General features: G+C 73.2%; 14 protein-coding genes. 6 read left to right on the forward strand and 8 right to left on the reverse strand.

Features of this window, described 5'->3' with window-relative positions; translation table 11 throughout:
* Positions 1-75: 75 nt before the first annotated feature.
* The 4 genes from nth to ABTY15_RS03850 all read left to right on the forward strand — a co-directional run bounded on the left by nth (position 76) and on the right by ABTY15_RS03850 (position 3,831).
* Positions 76-963 carry an endonuclease III gene (gene nth, locus ABTY15_RS03835; RefSeq protein WP_502893411.1) on the forward strand — a complete coding sequence of 296 codons (888 nt, stop codon included), beginning with the start codon at positions 76-78 and terminating at the stop codon, positions 961-963.
* Positions 960-1,694, forward strand: coding sequence for an NUDIX hydrolase (locus ABTY15_RS03840; protein ID WP_350575483.1), 735 nt, complete (start codon positions 960-962; stop codon positions 1,692-1,694). Before nth ends, ABTY15_RS03840 begins: the two co-directional genes overlap by 4 nt.
* A gap of 46 nt (positions 1,695-1,740) precedes the next feature.
* The gene (locus ABTY15_RS03845) at positions 1,741-2,925 is read left to right on the forward strand and encodes a MarP family serine protease (protein ID WP_350575486.1); all 1,185 of its coding nucleotides are present in this window, start codon (positions 1,741-1,743) and stop codon (positions 2,923-2,925) included.
* Between the two features lie 204 nt (positions 2,926-3,129).
* On the forward strand, positions 3,130-3,831 hold the full coding sequence (locus tag ABTY15_RS03850; protein WP_350575491.1) for a metal-dependent hydrolase: 702 nt from the start codon (positions 3,130-3,132) through the stop codon (positions 3,829-3,831).
* Between the two features lie 69 nt (positions 3,832-3,900).
* Here ABTY15_RS03850 and ABTY15_RS03855 read toward each other — a convergent pair whose 3' ends face one another.
* The 4 genes from ABTY15_RS03855 to nhaA all read right to left on the reverse strand — a co-directional run bounded on the left by ABTY15_RS03855 (position 3,901) and on the right by nhaA (position 7,515).
* Positions 3,901-4,110: a hypothetical protein gene (locus tag ABTY15_RS03855; protein ID WP_350575495.1), complete on the reverse strand. Its 210-nt coding sequence runs from the start codon at positions 4,108-4,110 to the stop codon at positions 3,901-3,903.
* A 145-nt stretch (positions 4,111-4,255) separates the two neighbouring features.
* Positions 4,256-5,275, reverse strand: coding sequence for an alpha/beta fold hydrolase (locus tag ABTY15_RS03860; protein WP_350575498.1), 1,020 nt, complete (start codon positions 5,273-5,275; stop codon positions 4,256-4,258).
* Positions 5,276-5,364: 89 nt separating this feature from the next.
* Positions 5,365-5,841, reverse strand: a complete 477-nt coding sequence (locus tag ABTY15_RS03865) for a phage holin family protein (protein WP_350575501.1) — start codon at positions 5,839-5,841, stop codon at positions 5,365-5,367.
* A 255-nt stretch (positions 5,842-6,096) separates the two neighbouring features.
* Positions 6,097-7,515 carry a Na+/H+ antiporter NhaA gene (gene nhaA, locus ABTY15_RS03870; RefSeq protein ID WP_350575504.1) on the reverse strand — a complete coding sequence of 473 codons (1,419 nt, stop codon included), beginning with the start codon at positions 7,513-7,515 and terminating at the stop codon, positions 6,097-6,099.
* A gap of 384 nt (positions 7,516-7,899) precedes the next feature.
* On the opposite strand from nhaA, the gene ABTY15_RS03875 reads away from it, so the two are divergent.
* The gene (locus ABTY15_RS03875) at positions 7,900-9,264 is read left to right on the forward strand and encodes a serine hydrolase domain-containing protein (RefSeq protein ID WP_350575507.1); all 1,365 of its coding nucleotides are present in this window, start codon (positions 7,900-7,902) and stop codon (positions 9,262-9,264) included.
* A 57-nt stretch (positions 9,265-9,321) separates the two neighbouring features.
* Here the strand turns inward: ABTY15_RS03875 and acs are convergent, their stop codons facing one another.
* The 3 genes from acs to ABTY15_RS03890 all read right to left on the reverse strand — a co-directional run bounded on the left by acs (position 9,322) and on the right by ABTY15_RS03890 (position 15,373).
* Entirely contained in the window at positions 9,322-11,277 is a 1,956-nt protein-coding gene (acs, locus tag ABTY15_RS03880) for an acetate--CoA ligase (RefSeq protein ID WP_350575509.1), read from the reverse strand.
* A gap of 209 nt (positions 11,278-11,486) precedes the next feature.
* Positions 11,487-13,898, reverse strand: a complete 2,412-nt coding sequence (locus tag ABTY15_RS03885; RefSeq protein ID WP_350575512.1) for a SulP family inorganic anion transporter — start codon at positions 13,896-13,898, stop codon at positions 11,487-11,489.
* A gap of 467 nt (positions 13,899-14,365) precedes the next feature.
* Positions 14,366-15,373: an ATP-binding protein gene (locus tag ABTY15_RS03890; protein WP_350575515.1), complete on the reverse strand. Its 1,008-nt coding sequence runs from the start codon at positions 15,371-15,373 to the stop codon at positions 14,366-14,368.
* A gap of 232 nt (positions 15,374-15,605) precedes the next feature.
* On the opposite strand from ABTY15_RS03890, the gene ABTY15_RS03895 reads away from it, so the two are divergent.
* The gene (locus ABTY15_RS03895) at positions 15,606-16,496 is read left to right on the forward strand and encodes a Fic family protein (RefSeq protein ID WP_350575518.1); all 891 of its coding nucleotides are present in this window, start codon (positions 15,606-15,608) and stop codon (positions 16,494-16,496) included.
* Positions 16,497-16,861: 365 nt separating this feature from the next.
* Here ABTY15_RS03895 and ABTY15_RS03900 read toward each other — a convergent pair whose 3' ends face one another.
* On the reverse strand, positions 16,862-17,662 hold the full coding sequence (locus ABTY15_RS03900) for an HAD family hydrolase (protein ID WP_350575675.1): 801 nt from the start codon (positions 17,660-17,662) through the stop codon (positions 16,862-16,864).
* Positions 17,663-17,946 lie beyond the last annotated feature (284 nt).

Here is a 17,946-nt window from a genome sequence, read left to right on the forward strand (position 1 = left end):
GAAGGACGGGGTTTTGGCGGCACCGGCGTCCCCGATCCGGCGCACCCGGTCCGCCGGGCGGCGTAGCCTTCGTGCATGGCAGAGAGCAAGGTCCGGAAGGCGGCGGCACCGAGGCCGGCCGTGAAGAAGGCGGCGGGGAAGCCGGGCAAGCCGGGGAAGCCGGAGTCGCGGCTGGCGATGGTGCGGCGGGCGCGCAGGATCAACCGGGAGCTGGCGGAGCTGTATCCGTACGCGCACCCGGAGCTCGACTTCGAGAACCCGTTCCAGCTGCTGGTGGCCACCGTGCTGTCGGCGCAGACGACGGACCTGCGGGTGAACCAGACGACGCCGGCGCTGTTCGCGAAGTACCCGACGCCGGAGGACATGGCGGCGGCGAACCCGGAGGAACTGGAGGAGGTCATCCGCCCGACCGGCTTCTTCCGGAACAAGGCGAAGTCGCTGCTCGGCCTCTCGGCCGCGCTGCGCGACCGGTTCGGCGGCGAGGTCCCGGGCCGCCTGGAGGACCTGGTGACCCTGCCCGGAGTGGGTCGCAAGACCGCCAACGTCGTCCTCGGCAACGCCTTCGGCGTGCCCGGGATCACCGTGGACACCCACTTCGGCCGGCTGGCCCGGCGGTTCGGCTGGACCACGGAGGACGACCCGGTGAAGGTCGAGGCGGCCGTCGCCGAGATCTTCCCGAAGTCGGAGTGGACGATGCTCTCGCACCGGGTGGTCTTCCACGGCCGCCGGATCTGCCACTCGCAGAAGCCCGCCTGCGGCGCCTGCCCGATCGCGCCGCTCTGCCCGTCCTTCGGGGAGGGCGAGACCGACCCGGAGAAGGCGCGCAAGCTGCTCAAGTACGAGCTCGGCGGGCAGCCCGGGCAGCGGCTGAGGCCGCCGTCGGACTTCCCCGGGGAGGCCGCCGCCCGCGCGGACGCGGCCGCCCACCAGGGCCGGGTGGCGGACCTGGCGGTGGACGCGTGACGGCGCCGGTGATCGAGCGGGACGGCCTGCCGGCCTGGCTGGAGCCGGTCCGCGACGCGGCCGAGCGGGTGCTGCCGGAGCAGCTGAGCCGCTTCCTGCCGCCGGTGGAGGGCGCCCGGACGGCGGCCGTGCTGATGCTGTTCGGCGAGGGGCCGGACGGTCCGGACGTGCTGCTGATCGAGCGCGCCCGTTCGCTGCGCTCGCACGCGGGCCAGCCGTCCTTCCCGGGCGGCGCGCTGGATCCGGAGGACGGCGATCCGGACGGCTCCGGCCCGATCGCGGCGGCGCTGCGCGAGGCCTGGGAGGAGACCGGGCTGGACCCGGCCGGGGTGCAGGTGTTCGCGGCGCTGCCCGCGCTCTACATCCCGGTGAGCCGCTTCGTGGTGACCCCGGTGCTGGGCTGGTGGCGGGTGGAGTCCCCGGTTCGGCCGGTGGACCGGGGGGAGACCGGCGCGGTGTTCCGGGTGTCGGTCGCCGAGCTGGCGGACCCGGCGAACCGGGTCCGGCTGCGACACCCGTCCGGGCACGTGGGGCCGGCCTTCGCGGTCGCCGGGCGGCTGGTCTGGGGGTTCACCGCCGGGGTGATCGACCGGGTGCTGCACCACAGCGGTCTGGAGCTGCCCTGGGACCCGTCCCGGATCGTCGACCTCTCGGACGAGGCGCTGGCCCTGGTGCAGGGCGACCACGAGCGGTCCCGGGCCCTGCTGGGCGGCGACGCCGGTCCTTCGTGAGGGGCCGTCCGCGCGGTTGCCCCGCCGACCGTGGGAGGGTATCGGAGTGAACGTCCTGGATCTGCTGCTGATCGCCGCCGCCGTGGGTTTCGCCGTGTCGGGCTACCGGCAGGGCTTCGTGGTGGGCGTGCTGTCGGTGATCGGCTTCCTCGGCGGCGGCCTGCTGGCGGTGCAGATGCTGCCGCTGCTGCTCGACCACCTGAGCCCGGGCACCACGGCCTCGGTGGTCGCGGTGGTGGTGGTGATCGTGTTCGCGGCGGTCGGCCAGGCGATCACCTCGCACTTCGGCTGGAAGCTGCGCGGCCACATCGACCGCCGCCCGGCGCGGGTGCTGGACGCGGCCGGCGGCGCGGTGGTCAACGTGATCTCGATGCTGCTGGTGGCCTGGCTGATCGGTTCCGCGCTGGCCGGGGCCTCGCTGCCGACGGTCTCCAAGCAGGTCCGCTCCTCGGCGATCCTCGGCGGCGTCCAGGACGCGCTGCCCGACGACGCGCCGAACTGGTTCTCGGACTTCTCGAAGGTCCTCGCCCGCAACGGCTTCCCGCAGGTGTTCAACCCCTTCGAGCACGAGCCGATCACCCAGGTCGACATGCCGGACCCGGCGCTGGCCGCCAGCCCGGCGGTGACGAAGGCCAAGCAGAGCCTGGTCAAGGTGGTCGGCACCGCCCCCTCCTGCGGCAAGACCCTGGAGGGCAGCGGCTTCGTCTTCGCCCCGCACCGGGTGATGACCAACGCGCACGTGGTCGGCGGGGTGGACGAGCCCACCGTGCAGATCGGCGGCGAGGGCAAGGTGTACGACGCGACGGTGGTCCGCTACGACTGGCAGCGCGACATCGCCGTCCTGGACGTGCCCAAGCTGAACGCACCCCCGCTGAACTTCGCGGGCGAGGCGAAGACCAACGACAACGCGATCGTGGCGGGCTTCCCGGAGAACGGCGCCTTCAACGTCCAGCCGGCCCGCATCCGCGGCCGGATCCAGGCGAACGGCCCGGACATCTACCACCGTGGTTCGACCGTCCGCGACGTCTACTCGGTCCGCTCGACGGTCCGGCAGGGCAACAGCGGCGGCCCGCTGCTCACCCCGGACGGCCAGGTGTACGGCGTGGTGTTCGCCAAGTCGCTGGACAGCGCCGACACCGGGTACGTGCTGACCGCGGCCGAGGTGAAGGAGGACGCCGAGAAGGGCAGCACGGCGACGGCGCGGGTGGACACCCAGGGCTGCGCGCTCTGACACCGGGCTCCGGTCTGCTCCGGTCTGCTCCGGTCCTGATCTGGTCCGCCGGGCCCGCGCCGCCCGTGGGGCCGACGCGGCCGATCGGAGCGTCGGATGTCCGTCATACCGTCAGCCCGCCCTGGTAGCGTCTGCCGCGCTCACCCGTTCGGCTCAACCGGGCGCCGTCCCGGCGTGAGTCGAGACGGAGGGCGTGGCAGTCCGATGATGGGTCACTCGCACGCGGTCAGCGGGGCGATGCTGTACGCGGCCTCGGCGCCGTTCCTGCCCCCGCTGCTGCTGCACACCACGCTGCAGCCCGCGGACATACTGATGGGCACGGTGCTGTGCGCGGGTGCGGCCCTGCTGCCGGACCTCGACCACCACGACGGCTCGATCGCCAACTTCCTCGGCCCGGTCTCCAAGCTGCTCTGCCGCTTCGTGGCCTGGGCCTCCGGAGGCCATCGGCACGCCACCCACTCGCTGCTGTTCGTCGCGCTGATGGGTGCCGGCACCTGGGCCGGCGTCACCTTCCTGGGCCGCAACTTCACCCTCGCGGTCACGTTCTTCCTGCTCGCGCTCGCGATCCGGGCGCTGCGGCTCTGCCCGCCGGGCGACGGCCCGCAGACCTGGATCACCATCGTCGGCCTGTCCGCGCTGGGCACCTTCGGGATGAACACCTGGATGCCGAGCGCCCCGGGCTGGCTGCCGTACGCGGTGGCGCTGGGCACGCTGGCGCACCTGCTGGGCGACTGCCTCACCAAGAAGGGCGCTCCGCTGCTCTGGCCGCACAAGGAGCGCTACGAGGTGGTGCTGATCAAGCGCAGCGGCAACAACGTCGAGACCAAGGTGCTGGTGCCGATCATGTCGGTGGCGACCTTCGTCCTGCTCTGGTTCACCGCGCTGTCGCCGACGATCGTGAACTGACCGGGCGGGTCCGGGGCCGGGCGGTCCCGGTCCGACCGGGCGGGAGTTTCCCGGATGCGGCGCGAGGCCTCAGGTCTCGCGCCGCAGTCGTGCGCCCACCCAGCGGGCGCGCCGGCCGAGGATCCGCGGGATGCCGAGCTGCCGCTGCGCCGGGCGCGGACGCCGGTCGAGGCCGTCGAAGCCGAGGTCGTCCGCCCAGTCGGCACGGTGGGCGGACCGCTGCGAGCTGCTGTGGCGTCGGCCGCGCGGGGCGCCGTCGCGATCGGGCATCCAGGTCATACCGGAAGGGATGCCCTGGGGCCGGTGGCGGTAACCGCCCGGGACGTGTCGAAGTTGGCCTATGCGTTTGTCATATGAGCGCAACATTACGGGAGTTGGGACCTTCGCCCCTTCCCCCGGCCGACCCGACCACTCCGACGTGCCGTCACTCCTTGTGACGGCTCACCCAGTCCAGCAGCTCCGCGGTGAACTGCTCCGGCACCTCCTCGTGCGGGAAGTGCCCGACCCCCGGCAGCAGCCGCCAGCGGTACGGCGCCGCCACGTACTCGCCGCCGCCGAGCGCGGTGTGCGACAGCAGCACCGGGTCCGCCGCGCCCTGCACGTGCAGGGTGGGCGCGGTGATGGGCTTCTTCATCCGCCGGGCGAACTGGATGCCGTCCGGCCGGGCCATCGACCGCACCAGCCAGCGGTACGGCTCGATCGAGCAGTGCGCCGTGCTGGGGATCTGGATCGCCTGCCGGTACGCGTGCACCGCCGCCTCGTCCAGTCCGTTCGGGCCGGTCCAGGCGTCCAGGTAACGGCCGACCAGGGCGGCGTCCTCGGCCACCAGCCGTCGTTCCGGTATCCACGGCCGCTGGAAGCCCAGCACGTGCTCGAAGGCGGCCATCTGGCGGCGGTCGGTCAGCAGGGCCCGGCGCAGGTCCCGGGGGTGCGCGGCGGAGACCACGGTGAGGCTCTGGATGACCGACGGGCGCATCACCGCCGCCACCCAGGCCAGCGTGCCGCCGGAGGCGTGCCCGACCAGGTGGGCCCGGCGTTCGCCGAGGGAGCGGATCACCCCGGTGATGTCCAGGGCGAGGTTGCCCGGGTCGTAACCGCGCGGGGTGCGGTCGCTGCCGCCGATGCCCCGCAGGTCCAGGGCCACCGCCCGGTAGCCGGCCTCGGCGAGCGCGGTCAGCTGGTGGCGCCAGGCCCACCAGTACTCGGGCCAGCCGTGCACCAGCAGTACCAGCGGGCCGGCGCCCAGTTCGGCGATGTGGAACCGGGCGCCGTTCGCGGCGAGGTCGCGGTGGGTCCAGGGGCCGGGCTGCCGGACGCTCCAGGCCTCGGTGGCGCCGCCGGCGGCAGCGCCGGAGGAGCCACCGGCGGCCTCCCGGTCAGGGGCCCGGTCGGGGCCGGAGTCGGCGGACGGCTGCGCGGGTACGGGCTTCTGGTCGAGCGGCATACCGAGAGCGTGTCACATCCGTGCGCCGGACACGTGCCCGGCACACTCGCTGTCGGTGCGTCCGCGTGCCCGGCCCCACCACGGGGCGGTTACGGGATGCGGCCCAGGGCCCGGTCGATCTCCTCCTTGGTGGCCGGGCGCGGCCGGGCGTTCTTCAGCACGTCGGCGGTCTTCTGGGCGCCCTCGATGGTGCGGCGCGGCTTCTCGATCCGCTTGAACGAGCGCCAGGCCAGCAGCCCGAGCAGCACCGCGAGCAGCAGGTAGGCACCGGCCACGACGAAGAACGACCAGCCCAGCGACAGGCCCAGCGCGTGGATGCCGAACGCCGCCGCGGCGCTCAGCATCGGGACGGAGGCCAGCGCGACCACACCGGCGACGCCCAGCGAGACGCCGCCGGAGACGCCGCGCTTGACGTCCGCCCGGATCTCGGCCTTGGCGAGCGCGATCTCGTCGTGGACCAGGGCGGACAGGTCGGCGGTGGCCGCCGCGAACAGCTGTCCCACCGAACGCTCGCCCTCGTAGGGCGCCCGGCCGTTGCTGGACGGGTCTGCGGCTCCTGCGGGCATCAGCTGTTCTCCTTCTGCGGCTGTGCGGCGTGACGCCGCCGCGTGGTGCGGTTCCGGAGGCCGGCGGGGGCCCGGAGGCGTCAGTGGACTGTCGACAGCTCAGAATCATGCCCCTACCGGTCAGTCGCACACCACTCCGGGGCCCCGCCGGAGGGATGTGTCCCGGCGGCGGAGACGGCGGCGGAGGTGGTGGCGGAGACGGGCGGCCGACCTGGTCGGCGCTCAGCGGTCCGTGCGCGGTCGGCCCGGTTGCGCTCAGCGGTCCGTGCGCCGTCCGTCGGCCGGACCCTCGTCGGCGGAATGCGGGGCGGGCCCGGTGACCCGGGCCCGCCAGGCCGGGTCGTCCTGCTGGTAGACGTCGGGGATGCCGTCGCCGTCCTCGTCCCGGTCCTCCTCCTCGCAGAGCTCCCGGTAGTGCCGGTTGCGCAGCTTGAGCAGCACGGTGGCGAACACCGCGCAGAGCAGCGAACCGACCAGGACGGCCGTCTTGGAGCGGTCGGCGAGCGCCACGTCGCCGGGGAAGGCCAGCTCGCTGATCAGCAGCGAGACGGTGAAGCCGATCCCGGCGAGCACCGCGACCGCGAACATGTCGGCCCACTTGAGCTGCGGGTTCAGCTCCGCGCGGGTGAAGCGGGCGGTCAGCCAGGTGCCGCCGAAGACGCCCACCGTCTTGCCGACCAGCAGGCCGGTGACGATGCCGAGCGGGGTGGCCTGGGTGAACACCTCGCCGAGCGCCGAGCCGGAGATCGTCACGCCGGCGGCGAAGAGCGCGAACACCGGGACGGCCAGGCCCGCCGAGAGCGGGCGGACCAGGTGCTCGATGTGCTCGCCGGGGGACTGCTGCTCGTCGCCCACCCGGTGGCAGCGCAGCATCAGGCCCATCGCGACGCCCGCCACCGTGGCGTGCACGCCGCTCTCGTGCATCAGCGCCCAGTTGACGAAGGCCAGCGGCACGAACAGGTACCAGCCGTGCACGCCGCGCCGGTGCAGGAACCAGAACAGCACCAGGCCGGCGAAGGCCAGGCCGAGCGCCCAGAACTTGATCCCGGAGCTGTAGAAGACCGCGATGATCAGGATCGCGATCAGGTCGTCCACCACGGCGAGGGTGAGCAGGAAGGCGCGCAGGGCCGAGGGCAGGTGGCTGCCGACCACGGCCAGCACGCCGAGGGCGAAGGCGATGTCGGTGGCGGTCGGGATCGCCCAGCCGCCGGGGTGGCCGCCGCTGCCGGAGTTGACGACGGCGAACAGGATCGCGGGCAGTGCGACGCCGCAGACGGCCGCGATCACGGGCAGCAGCGCGGCGCTGGGCGTGCGGAGCTCGCCCGCGACGAACTCGCGTTTGAGCTCGATACCGGCGACGAAGAAGAAGATCGTCAGCAGGCCGTCCTTGGCCCAGTCGGCCAGGCTGAGGTCGAGGTGGAGCGGGGTGGACGGCCCGATGGTGTAGTCGAGCACGCTCTCGTACGCGTCCGGCCAGACGTTGGCCCAGATCAGCGCGACCACGGCGGCGGCCAGCAGCAGCACGCCGCCGACCGTCTCGGTGCGCAGGGCGTCGGTGACGAAGGTCCGCTCGGGCAGGGACAGCCGGCCGAGCAACTGCCGGCGGCGGGTCGTCGGCTCGTGGACGGGCGGCTGATCGGTCACGCGGGACCTCCTGAGGGCTGGGAACGGCATGTGGATGCACGTGTGGTGCAGTGCCGACCAGACTTCCCGGCGCGCCCTCCGGCGCCCGGATTCCTGCTCAAGGATCTTGATGCGCCTTTGACAGTCTAGCGGGAACGTTCGAGTGACATCCGGATCGTCCTATCAAGGACTTAAGCCCTGGAGGCGCGTTCTGCACCCCTGGGGGGCACCGGCCCGGCACCCGAATGGCGTCGGCCGCATGCAGACGGGTGAACGCGTCCTTATCGTCTGTCGCAGACGCCGCCCGCTCCGGGCCGGCCCGAACTCCCCCTTTCCCCGGCGTCGTTCACCGACGCCACGCACCGGAGGCACGACCATGCCCAGACCGCCCCTCTTACCGCCGTCGCGGCGACTCCACAGGCGGAGCGCCGACCGATGACCGCTCCGTTGCACATCCCGGCCGCCGCCCGGGCGGCCGAGGCCGCGGTGGTCGTCAAGGCCGCCACGGCCGCCGAGGCCACCGGACCCGGGGCCGCCGAGGTCCCCGCCGACCTCGACCACTTGCTCAGGCCGCTGTTCCGCGCCGTCGGGCCGGGCGGCGGCGTCGCCGTCGCGGTGATCCGCGGCGACGAACGGACGGTCGCCTGCCGGGGGCAGTCCGACCGCTCCGGGGAGCGCCCCGTCCGGGCCGACACCCGGTTCGAACTCGGCTCCGTCACCAAGACCTTCACCGGCCTGCTGCTCGCCGAGATGGTGGCTCGGGGCGAGGTCCGGTACGACGATCCGATCGACCGTTACCTTCCGGCGGACGCCACCCCCGGCTACCCGTACGAGCGGCCGATCACCCTGCTCCACCTGGCCACCCACACCTCGGGCCTGCCCCGGCTGCCGGTCGGACTGCTGCCGGCCGCGGCCCCGCGGTGGTTCACCCGCCCGTACGCCACGTTCGGCCCGGCCCACCTGCTCAGGGCACTGCCGCGGACCCCCGTCCGGGGGACACCGGGCACGCAGGTGCGCTACTCCAACCTGGGCTGCGGGCTGCTCGGACTGCTGCTGGCCAACGCGGCCGGGCAGCGCTACGACGACCTGCTGGCCGCCCGGGTGTGCGGGCCGCTCGGGCTGGTGGACACCTCCTGCGGCCCCGGGCGCGAGGACGCCGCCGGGTACCGGCGCGGGCGCCGGGTGCCGTCCTTCCGGCTGCCGGCCCTGCCGGGCGCGGCCGCACTGCGGTCCACGGCCGACGACATGCTCCGCTACCTCCAGGCGCACCTCGCGCTGGAGGCCGTCCCGCTCCCCGAGCGGGCGGACGCGGTGGCGCTGCGGACGGCGCTCGGCGAGGTCCGCCGGCCGAGGACCGGGCGGCGCAGCACCGGTGGCACCCGGATCTGCCTCGGCTGGAACCAGCGGTCGCTGGCCGGGGCGACGGGGGAGCCGGAGGTGGAGGGGGAGCCGGACGGGGAGCCGGACGAGGACGAGCTGGTGTTCCACACCGGCACGACCCGGGGGTGCGCCGGGTGCACCACCTTCGTCGGGTTCAGCCCGCGCGCCCAGGTGGGCCTGGCGGTCATGGCCGGCACGCGGACGCTGCGCAGCCGTGGCTTCGTGCAGAGCGCCTACGAGACGCTGCGCACCCTTGCCGCGGACCGGCTGGTGCCGTCCGAGGGCGGGGCGGGTGCCGGGGAGGGCGTCGAGGCGGGTGCAGGTGCGCTGTGCGTGGGGGCGTCAGACGCGGTGCCGGGCACGGGGACATCGGGCACCGGGGTGCCGGGCGCGCTGATGGCGGCCGCACGGGAGCGGTGACGGCCGTGCCCCGGGCGGTGACGACCGCCCGGGGCACAGCCCGCCGTCTCAGCGCACTCAGCCGTTGCTGCCCGCCGGCGGCAGCTGCGCCTGGATCTGGCTCATCACCGTGCTGTCGGCGAGGGTGGTGGTGTCACCGACCTCGCGGCCCTCGGCGATGTCGCGCAGCAGGCGGCGCATGATCTTGCCCGAGCGGGTCTTCGGCAGCTCGCCGACCACCTTGATCTGCTTCGGCTTGGCGATCGGGCCGAGCGTCTGGCCGACGTGCGCCCGCAGCTCCTCGACCAGCTCCGGGCTCTCGGTGACGCCGCCGCGCAGGATCACGAAGGCGACGATGGCCTGGCCGGTGGTGGCGTCGGTGGCGCCGACCACGGCGGACTCGGCCACCGAGCGGTGGCCGACCAGCGCCGACTCGACCTCGGTGGTGGAGATGTTGTGGCCCGAGACGAGCATGACGTCGTCGACCCGGCCGAGCAGCCAGATGTCGCCGTCCTCGTCCTTCTTGGCACCGTCACCGGCGAAGTAGCGGCCCGCGAAGCGCGACCAGTAGGTGTCGATGTAGCGCTGGTCGTCGCCCCAGATGGTGCGGAGCATCGACGGCCACGGCTCGGTGAGCACCAGGTAGCCGCCGGATCCGTTCGGGACCTCGTTGGCCTCGTCGTCGACCACGGTGGCCGCGATGCCCGGCAGGGCGCGCTGGGCCGAGCCCGGCTTGGTCTCGGTGACGCCCGGCAGCGGGCTGATCATGATGGCGCCGGTCTCGGTCTGCCACCAGGTGTCCACGATCGGGGTCTTGCCGGCGCCGATGTGCTCGCGGTACCAGATCCAGGCCTCGGGGTTGATCGGCTCGCCGACGCTGCCCAGCACCCGCAGCGAGGACAGGTCGAACTTGGCGGGGATGTCGTCGCCCCACTTCATGAAGGTGCGGATCGCCGTCGGCGCGGTGTAGAGGATCGTCACGCCGTACTTCTGGACGATCTCCCAGAACCGGCCCTGGTGCGGGGTGTCCGGGGTGCCCTCGTAGATGACCTGGGTGGCGCCGTTGGAGAGCGGGCCGTAGACGATGTACGAGTGACCGGTGACCCAGCCGATGTCAGCGGTGCACCAGTAGACGTCGGTCTCCGGCTTGAGGTCGAAGACCGCGTGGTGGGTGTAGCTGGCCTGGGTGAGGTAGCCGCCCGAGGTGTGCAGGATGCCCTTGGGCTTACCGGTGGTGCCCGAGGTGTACAGGATGAACAGCGGGTGCTCGGCCTCGTGCGCCTCGGGGGTGTGCTCGGTGGACTGGCGGGCGGTGATCTCGTGCCACCAGACGTCGCGACCCTCGGTCCAGGCGATCTCCTGCTCGGTGCGGCGGATCACCAGGACGTGCTCGACGCCGTCGACCTTGGTGAGCGCCTCGTCGATGGCCGGCTTGAGGGCGGAGGCCTTGCCGCGGCGGTAGCCGCCGTCGGCGGTGATGACGAGCTTGGCCTGGGCGTCCTGGATGCGGGAGGCGACGGCGTCGGCGGAGAAGCCGCCGAAGACCACCGAGTGGGTGGCGCCGATCCGGGCGCAGGCGAGGATCGCGACGACCGCCTCGGCGATCATCGGCAGGTAGACGGCGACCCGGTCGCCCTTGGTGACACCGAGCTCCAGCAGCGCGTTGGCGGCCTGCGAGACCTCGTCCTTGAGCTGGGCGTACGTGATCGCGCGGCTGTCGCCGGGCTCGCCCTCGAAGTGGATGGCGACGCGGTCGCCCAGGCCGGCCTCGACGTGCCGGTCGACGCAGTTGTACGCCACGTTGAGCTTGCCGTCGGCGAACCACTTGGCGAAGGGCGGGTTGGACCAGTCGAGCGTCTCGGTGGGCTCGACGGCCCAGCTGAGGCGACGGGCCTGCTCGGCCCAGAAGCCCAGGCGGTCCTCGGAGGCCTGCGCGTACGCGGCCGCGGTGACGTTGGCGGCTGCGGCGAGCTCTGTCGGCGGGGCGAAGCGCCGCTCCTCCTTGAGCAGGTTGGCCAGGCTCTCGTTGCTCAACGCGCACTCCTCATCGAGTCATGATCGGGGACGATCCCGTGCGTGGGGATTGTCCCGTGTGTCCCAGCGCACAGCTCACCAGGCGAACGGGCCAGTTGACAAGAGGCTCCAAGGAATTGGTGTAGACCTTTGATCGACTGCCGAACGGCGGACCGCAGTGCTGGCGGGCCCGTGCCCCGGCCCGCCCGGCGGGAACACGGGCCCGGCTCTCAGGCGGCCAGTTGTGGACCCTCCTCGCCACCCTCGCAGGGAACCCGGTCGATTTCATTCACCCGTTCGGGCGTGTCGCCCGCCGGATCAGCCGGTCCGGCCCCGGCGGGCCCGGCCGGTGTCGCCCCGGGGTGCGCCTCGACCGGACTGAACGTCCCGGCGGCCCGGTCCAGGACGTAGGCCTGGGCGGTCGCGAAGTCGAAGTACATCCCGACCAATCGCAGGGTGCCCTCCTCGACCCGGCGCTCCACCGCCGGGTTGGCCATCAGCTGGTCCAACTGCTGCACCACGTTGGTGATGCAGAGCTGCTCCACGACGTCCACCACCGGCCGGGCGGCGAACTCGGCGGGCGCCCGGCGCAGCCGGTCCAGCGAGCCGCGGCCGTTGCGCAGCCAGCGGACCAGCGGGGTGGGCGGCCCGGGGCGTTCGTGTACGCCGTCCAGCAGGGCCTTCATCGCCCCGCAGCCGGAGTGGCCGCAGACCGTGATCGAGCGCACCTCCAGGGCCTCGACGGCGTACTGCACCGCGGCGGCCACCGAGTCGTCGGCCGCGCCGGGCTCGAATGGGGCCGGCACCAGGTTGCCGACGTTGCGGACGGTGAAGAGGTCGCCCGGACCGCTGTTGGTGATCATGCTGGTGACCATCCGGGAGTCCGCGCAGGTCAGGAAGAGCTGCGAGGGGGCCTGCCCCTCCCGTGCCAGCCGGGCGAGTTCGGGCCGGATCAGCGGGGCGGTGTGCTGCTGGAACACCCGGACGCCGTCCAGCAGCCGGCCGTGCGGATCCTCCTGCTGCTCGATGCAGTGGTGGCCGACCCAGGGCGTCCAGGCCCGGCACCGGTGCGGACCGGGCGAACTGCCCGCGCGGACGGTGCCGTCCGGGTCGAGCACCTCGTCGTCCTGGCGCCGCGTCACCATCGAGACCCGCCCGCCCGTGGCCTGATGGCCCGTTCGCCAGCTGTGCAGCGTCTCGTACGCGGCGTGGTCGAGGAAGGAGCCGTCGTGGACCACCGTGACCTCGGCCTCGGCGGGAATGCCGGCCAGGGCGCGGCTCAGCCGGGGCACGGCGGTGAAGGTGAGCGGACCGTGCGTCTGGACGGTGACCGAGCCGTCGGCGCCGGACACGACGTCCACGTGGGCGCGGGTCAGTCGGTAGAGCGCGAGCAGGACGGCGGTGCCGGCGCCGAGCGCGACGCCCCACAGCACGCCGAAGGCCACCACGCCGAGCACGGTGATCAGGTAGACCGGGAACTCCCGGTGCCGGTGCACCTTGCGGATGTGCGCGAAGCTCACCATCTGCAGCCCGACCACCAGCACCAGCGCGGCCAGCGCGGCCAGCGGGATCCGGCGCAGCCCGCCGGTCAGCGCCAGCGCGGCGACGAGCACCCACACCCCGTGCAGCACCGAGGCCCAGCGGGTCCGGCCGCCGGCCCGGACGTTGGCCGTGCTGCGCACGGCCCCGCCGGCCACGGGCAGCCCGCCGACCAGTCCGCTGACCAGGTTGGCCAGGCCCTGGCCGCGCAGTTCGCGGTCGAGGTCGCCGGTGCGGCGGGACATCCGGTCGATCGCGACGGCGGAGAGCAAGGACTCCACGCTGGCCACGGCGGTGACGGTGAGGACGGCGGCGAGCACCCCGGCGAGCGGGCCGTGCGGCAGTGCGGGCACCAGGGCGTGCGGCGTCCAGGCGGGCAGTTCGATGTGGGCGAGCCGCAGTCGCAGGCCGAACGCGAGGGCGGTGGCGGCCGCCACGGCGACCAGCGGCCCCGGCACCTTGGCCAGCCTGACGCCGAACTCGCCCGCGCGGCCCGGGAGTCGGCCGAGCCGGGGCCAGCCGAGCAGGACGGTCACGGTCACCGCGCCGACGAGCAGCGCGGGTGGGTGCGGGCCCGCCAACTGCTGTGGCAGGGCGAGGACGTTGGCGGTCGCGGAGCTCTGCGGGGAACCGCCGAGGACGACGTGCAGCTGCGCGATGGCGATGGTGAGCCCGACCCCGGCCAGCATCCCGTGCACGATCGCGGGTGAGACGGCGAGCGCCGTCCGGGCCACCCGGCGCACCCCGAGCAGGAGTTGGAGCAGGCCGGCGGCGAGGGTGATGGCGCAGGTGGCCTGCCAGCCGTACTGGGTGATCAGCCCGGCGGTGATCACGGTCAGCGCCGCCGAGGGGCCGCTGACCTGGAGTGGTGTGCCGCCGAACAGCCCTACGACGATGCCGCCGACGGCCGCGGCGGCCAGGCCGGCGGTGAGCGGGGCGCCGGTGGCGAGCGCGATGCCGAGCGAGAACGGCACGGCGATCAGGAAGACCACCAGGGAGGCGGAGAGGTCGTGCGCCCAGCGGGCGCGGACGCCGCCGGGGCCCGGGGGCGCGTGGTCGGTGGTGTCGGAGGCGATGGGGGCGCTGGAGATGTCGAGGGTCATGGTCTTCCCGTCTGTCCGGGGGAACGAACGCAGTCAGGTCCGGCGGTGAGTCCGGTGGTGGGGCTCCGGGGCGGATCGGCTGTCGTGGGTCGCGACGGTGTGGCGGGATGGCGTGGCCGCGGCGGGGAGTGCGGGTGTTCACCGGCCGGGCGTTGACCATCAGGCCCGCCAGGGGCCTCGGCGAGGACGCGGGAGGTCTCGCCGGGGGCCGTCGGGACGGGCCGCAAAGACTCGGTAAACCGAGGGTAATGAAAGCTTTGCACAGCGTCATTCGGGGAGGGAAGGGGAAAAGCCCCTGATTCACCCCATTGGGTGGTGTTCGAACCGTGGCAAATCTGCTGGTCGCGCCGGGGGCGGTGGTCGGTCGGCCGTCCGGGCACGCGAAAACGGGCCGTGGCCACCCCTTCGTCGAGGGGGCCACGGCCCGTTCGGGGCCGGCGGTCGGCGGCGGGCGAGCCGCCGGGGCGTCAGGCGCGGGCGCCCGCCGGGGTGGGCCGCTCGCCGTCGGCCGCGCACCCGCCGAGCACGAAGCCGTCGTCCACCTGGGTCGCGAGGTCGATGCCGACCTTGGCGTTGGCCCAGCTCTCCGCGTTGCGCAGGTGGAACAGCACGGCCTGCTCGGTGTAGCGGCGCGCGTCCCGCTCCCCGTACGCCGCCTCGGCCTCGGCCCGGAGCTGCTCCAGCACGGCCCGGTTGGCCGGCTCCAGGGACTTCAGCGGCGGCTCGACGCCCTGCTCCAGTCGGCGCACCCAGTCCGAGTGGCCGAAGGTGGTGAGCAGGTCGTCGCCGACCTCGCGGCGCAGGAACGCCAGGTCGTCCGGACCCTGCACCTTGTTGCCGATCACCCGCAGCCGCACGCCGAAGTCGCGGGCGTAGTCCTTGTACTGGCGGTAGACCGAGACGCCCTTGCGAGTCGGCTCGGCCACCAGGAAGGTCAGGTCGAATCGGGTGAACAGGCCGGAGGCGAAGGAGTCGGAGCCCGCCGTCATGTCGGTGACCAGGTACTCGTCGGGGCCGTCCAGCAGGTGGTTGAGCAGCAGCTCGACCGCGCCGACCTTGGAGTGGTAGCAGGCCACCCCGAGGTCCTCCTCGGTGAACGCGCCGGTGGCCAGCAGTCGGACCGAGCCCTCGTCCAGCGCGATCGGACGGGCGCAGGCGGCGTAGACCGGGTTCTCCTCGACGATCCGCAGCAGGCGCGAACCCCGGCCCGGCGGCGTGGTTTTGATCATCTCGTGGGCCGAGCGGATCAGCGGGTTGGTGCCGCGCAGGTACTCCTTGATCTCCGGCAGGTGCGCGCCGAGCGAGGGCAGTCGGGCGGCCTGGTCGTCCGTCAACCCGAGTGCGGGGCCCAGGTGCTGGTTGATGTCGGCGTCGACGGCGATGACCGGCCGGCCGACGGCGGCCAGGTGGCGGATGAACAGTGCGGACAGCGTGGTCTTCCCGCTGCCGCCCTTGCCGACGAAGGCGATCTTCATCTGGGACTCCGGCTCTCGCTCTGGGCCCGCGCTGCGGGGCCGCCTGCTCGGGGCTGCGCCCGTGGGGACGCGCTGACTGGAAACCGCTAACTGGAAACCGTTATCGTCTCCGATAGTGGTCATGCTAGCCCGGGTTTGGGCCTCCCTGGTGGAGGGAAATGAGGATTGCCTCGAACGGGTGATGCGGGGTTGCTGTTCCAGGAGTGGCGGCCGGTTCATTACTCTCGGGTAGGTGAGCACTGGAACAGATCCCCTCGCCCCGCTGGCCCAGCTCCCCGGGGTGCCCGACGCGGTGGCCGAGGTGCGCAAGGCCGTCGACCGCCTCTACGGCCACCGGGTGATGCGCCGCCGCGCGGCCGAGGTCACCTCCGAATCCGCACTGCGCGGCGCCCGCGCGTCGGCGGCGCTGGCCGGGGCGGACTGGCCGCTGGAGGAGGTCCGCCGACGCAGCGACTTCAGCCTGGACGCCGAGGCCAGGACCGTCGGCGCGGCCCTGCGGATCGCCGCCGAGGCCGGTCAGCTGCTCAGCATCTGGCGGCACTCGCCGCTCCAGGTGCTGGCCCGGCTGCACCTGCTCGCGGTCGGCGACGGCGACCCCGCCGCCGGGCGGCCCCGCCGTGCGGGGGAGACGGCCGAGGAGCTGTTCCCGCTGGAGCTCGCGCCGGTGGAGAGCGTCGAGGTCGTCGCGGTCGACGAGCCGCTGCCCGCGCTGCCGCCCGCCCCGGGGGCGGAGGAGGTCGCGGCGCGGCTCGACCAGCTCTCCCGGCTGCTGGTGGCGCGCGCGGAGGGCCAGGGCGTGGGCACGCCGGCCCTGGTGGTGGCCTCGGTGGTGCACGGCGAACTGCTCGCGCTGCGGCCGTTCGGCTCGTACAACGGCGTGATCGCGCGGGCCGCCCAGCGGATCGTGATGCTCGCCGAGGGGCTGGACCCGAAGTCGGTCTGCCCCGCCGAAGTCGGCCTCGCAGAGCTCGGCACCGACGCCTATCGGCGCGCCCTGGCCGGCTACCTGGCGGGCACCCCGGAGGGGATGGCGGCCTGGATCGGGCACTGCGGCAAGGCGCTGCGGCTCGGGGTGCGGGAGAGCACGGCGGTCTGCGAGGCGATGCAGCGCGGGATGGTCTGACGCCGGCCGGCCCCGGCCGCGGGCAGAAAGATGCGGCGGCACCTGATTCCGCCGGGTGCCGCCGCTGGCACAGGTACCGGGTGACCATGCATGCACCGGAAGTGCCGATCAGACGGGGATCCTGCCCGTTCGTCTGGTCCGGCGGCCCGACAGCGGGTCGGCTGCATGTGGGTGCTCGGTTATCTGTACGCGCGGTCCGTGGGCCTGAACTGCGTTGTCGGTTTGACCTCTTCGGTCCTGACCGGGTCTCGCGGGCCGTGCTTCATTTGTATCGCGTTTCGGGCGAAAGGGGAACCCGAAACGAGAAGTCTGTGGCAATTGCCCGTTTCGTCCTGGCTGCGGAGAGTTGCCGGTTCCGAGGCGGTTCAGGCGGCGTCCGGGCGGCGCCGACGGGCCAGGAACCAGATGACCCCGGCGGTCACCACGGCCGCCCCGACCGCCACGGCCGTCAGCACCGAACCGCTCGGCGCGGAGAACTCCGGGAGCCGACGCCGCAGTTCCACCGGTCGGTCGAAGACCAGCACCGGCCACTCCCGGGCCTGCGCCTCCTTCCGCAGCGCGCGGTCGGGGTTGACCGCTGACGGATGGCCGACCGCCTCCAGCAGCGGCAGGTCGGTGGAGGAGTCGCTGTAGGCGTAGGACGCGGCCAGGTCGTAGCCCTCGGTCGCGGCCAACTCCCGGATGGCGGCTGCCTTGTTCTCGGCGTAGGCGTAGTACTCGATCTCGCCGGTGTAGCAGCCGTCCTCGACCTTGAGCCGGGTGGCGATCACGTGGTCCGCGCCGAGCAGCGCGCCGATCGGCTCGACCACCTCGGAGCCGGAGCTGCTGACGATCACCACGTCGCGCCCGGCCGCGTGGTGCTGCTCGATCAGCGAGGCGGCCTCGTCGTAGATGATCGGGTCGATCAGGTTGTGCAGGGTCTCGGCGACGATCTCGCGGACCTGCTGGACGTTCCAGCCCCGGGTGAGCGAGGAGAGGTACTCGCGCATCTTCTCCATCTGGTCGTGGTCCGCGCCGCCGACCAGGAAGACGAACTGGGCGTACGCGCTGCGCAGTACGGCCCGACGGTTGATCAGGCCGCCCTGGTAGAAGGGCCGGCTGAAGGCCAGCGCGCTCGACTTGGCGATGATGGTCTTGTCCAGGTCGAAGAAGGCCGCCGTGCGCAGCCCGCCCGGCCCGGGCTGAGCGGGTGAGGGGGTCTCCTCGGGTCCGGTGGTGCTGCCCGGGGACTCGTCGGCGTAGTCGTCGGCGTTCTCGGTGGTGTCCACGGGAACCGAGGATAGAGGGAGCCGTAAAACACCCCGCCATTCGGCGTACTCGTGGGCGTGCGGGTTTGTGTTTCTGGCCGCTCGGGTACACCATGGAAGTCACGGATCGTTCGCGACCGTGCTAACCCGGTCCGGCTCCTCCCCCCCGAGTCGGGCTGTGGATAGACGACCCCCGCTCTCCC

Source organism: Kitasatospora sp. NPDC097643 (assembly GCF_040302625.1).
Classification (GTDB): Bacteria; Actinomycetota; Actinomycetes; order Streptomycetales; family Streptomycetaceae; genus Kitasatospora.

What these genes read in the sequence shown, in the direction of transcription:
- nth (WP_502893411.1), top strand. Translation starts at nt 76, where the DNA reads ATGGCAGAGAGCAAGGTCCGGAAGGCGGCGGCACCGAGGCCGGCCGTG.
- ABTY15_RS03855 (WP_350575495.1), bottom strand. Translation starts at nt 4,110, where the DNA reads ATGACCTGGATGCCCGATCGCGACGGCGCCCCGCGCGGCCGACGCCAC.
- ABTY15_RS03875 (WP_350575507.1), top strand. Translation starts at nt 7,900, where the DNA reads ATGACCGCTCCGTTGCACATCCCGGCCGCCGCCCGGGCGGCCGAGGCC.
- ABTY15_RS03860 (WP_350575498.1), bottom strand. Translation starts at nt 5,275, where the DNA reads ATGCCGCTCGACCAGAAGCCCGTACCCGCGCAGCCGTCCGCCGACTCC.
- ABTY15_RS03850 (WP_350575491.1), top strand. Translation starts at nt 3,130, where the DNA reads ATGATGGGTCACTCGCACGCGGTCAGCGGGGCGATGCTGTACGCGGCC.
- ABTY15_RS03865 (WP_350575501.1), bottom strand. Translation starts at nt 5,841, where the DNA reads ATGCCCGCAGGAGCCGCAGACCCGTCCAGCAACGGCCGGGCGCCCTAC.
- nhaA (WP_350575504.1), bottom strand. Translation starts at nt 7,515, where the DNA reads ATGCCGTTCCCAGCCCTCAGGAGGTCCCGCGTGACCGATCAGCCGCCC.
- ABTY15_RS03890 (WP_350575515.1), bottom strand. Translation starts at nt 15,373, where the DNA reads ATGAAGATCGCCTTCGTCGGCAAGGGCGGCAGCGGGAAGACCACGCTG.
- ABTY15_RS03885 (WP_350575512.1), bottom strand. Translation starts at nt 13,898, where the DNA reads ATGACCCTCGACATCTCCAGCGCCCCCATCGCCTCCGACACCACCGAC.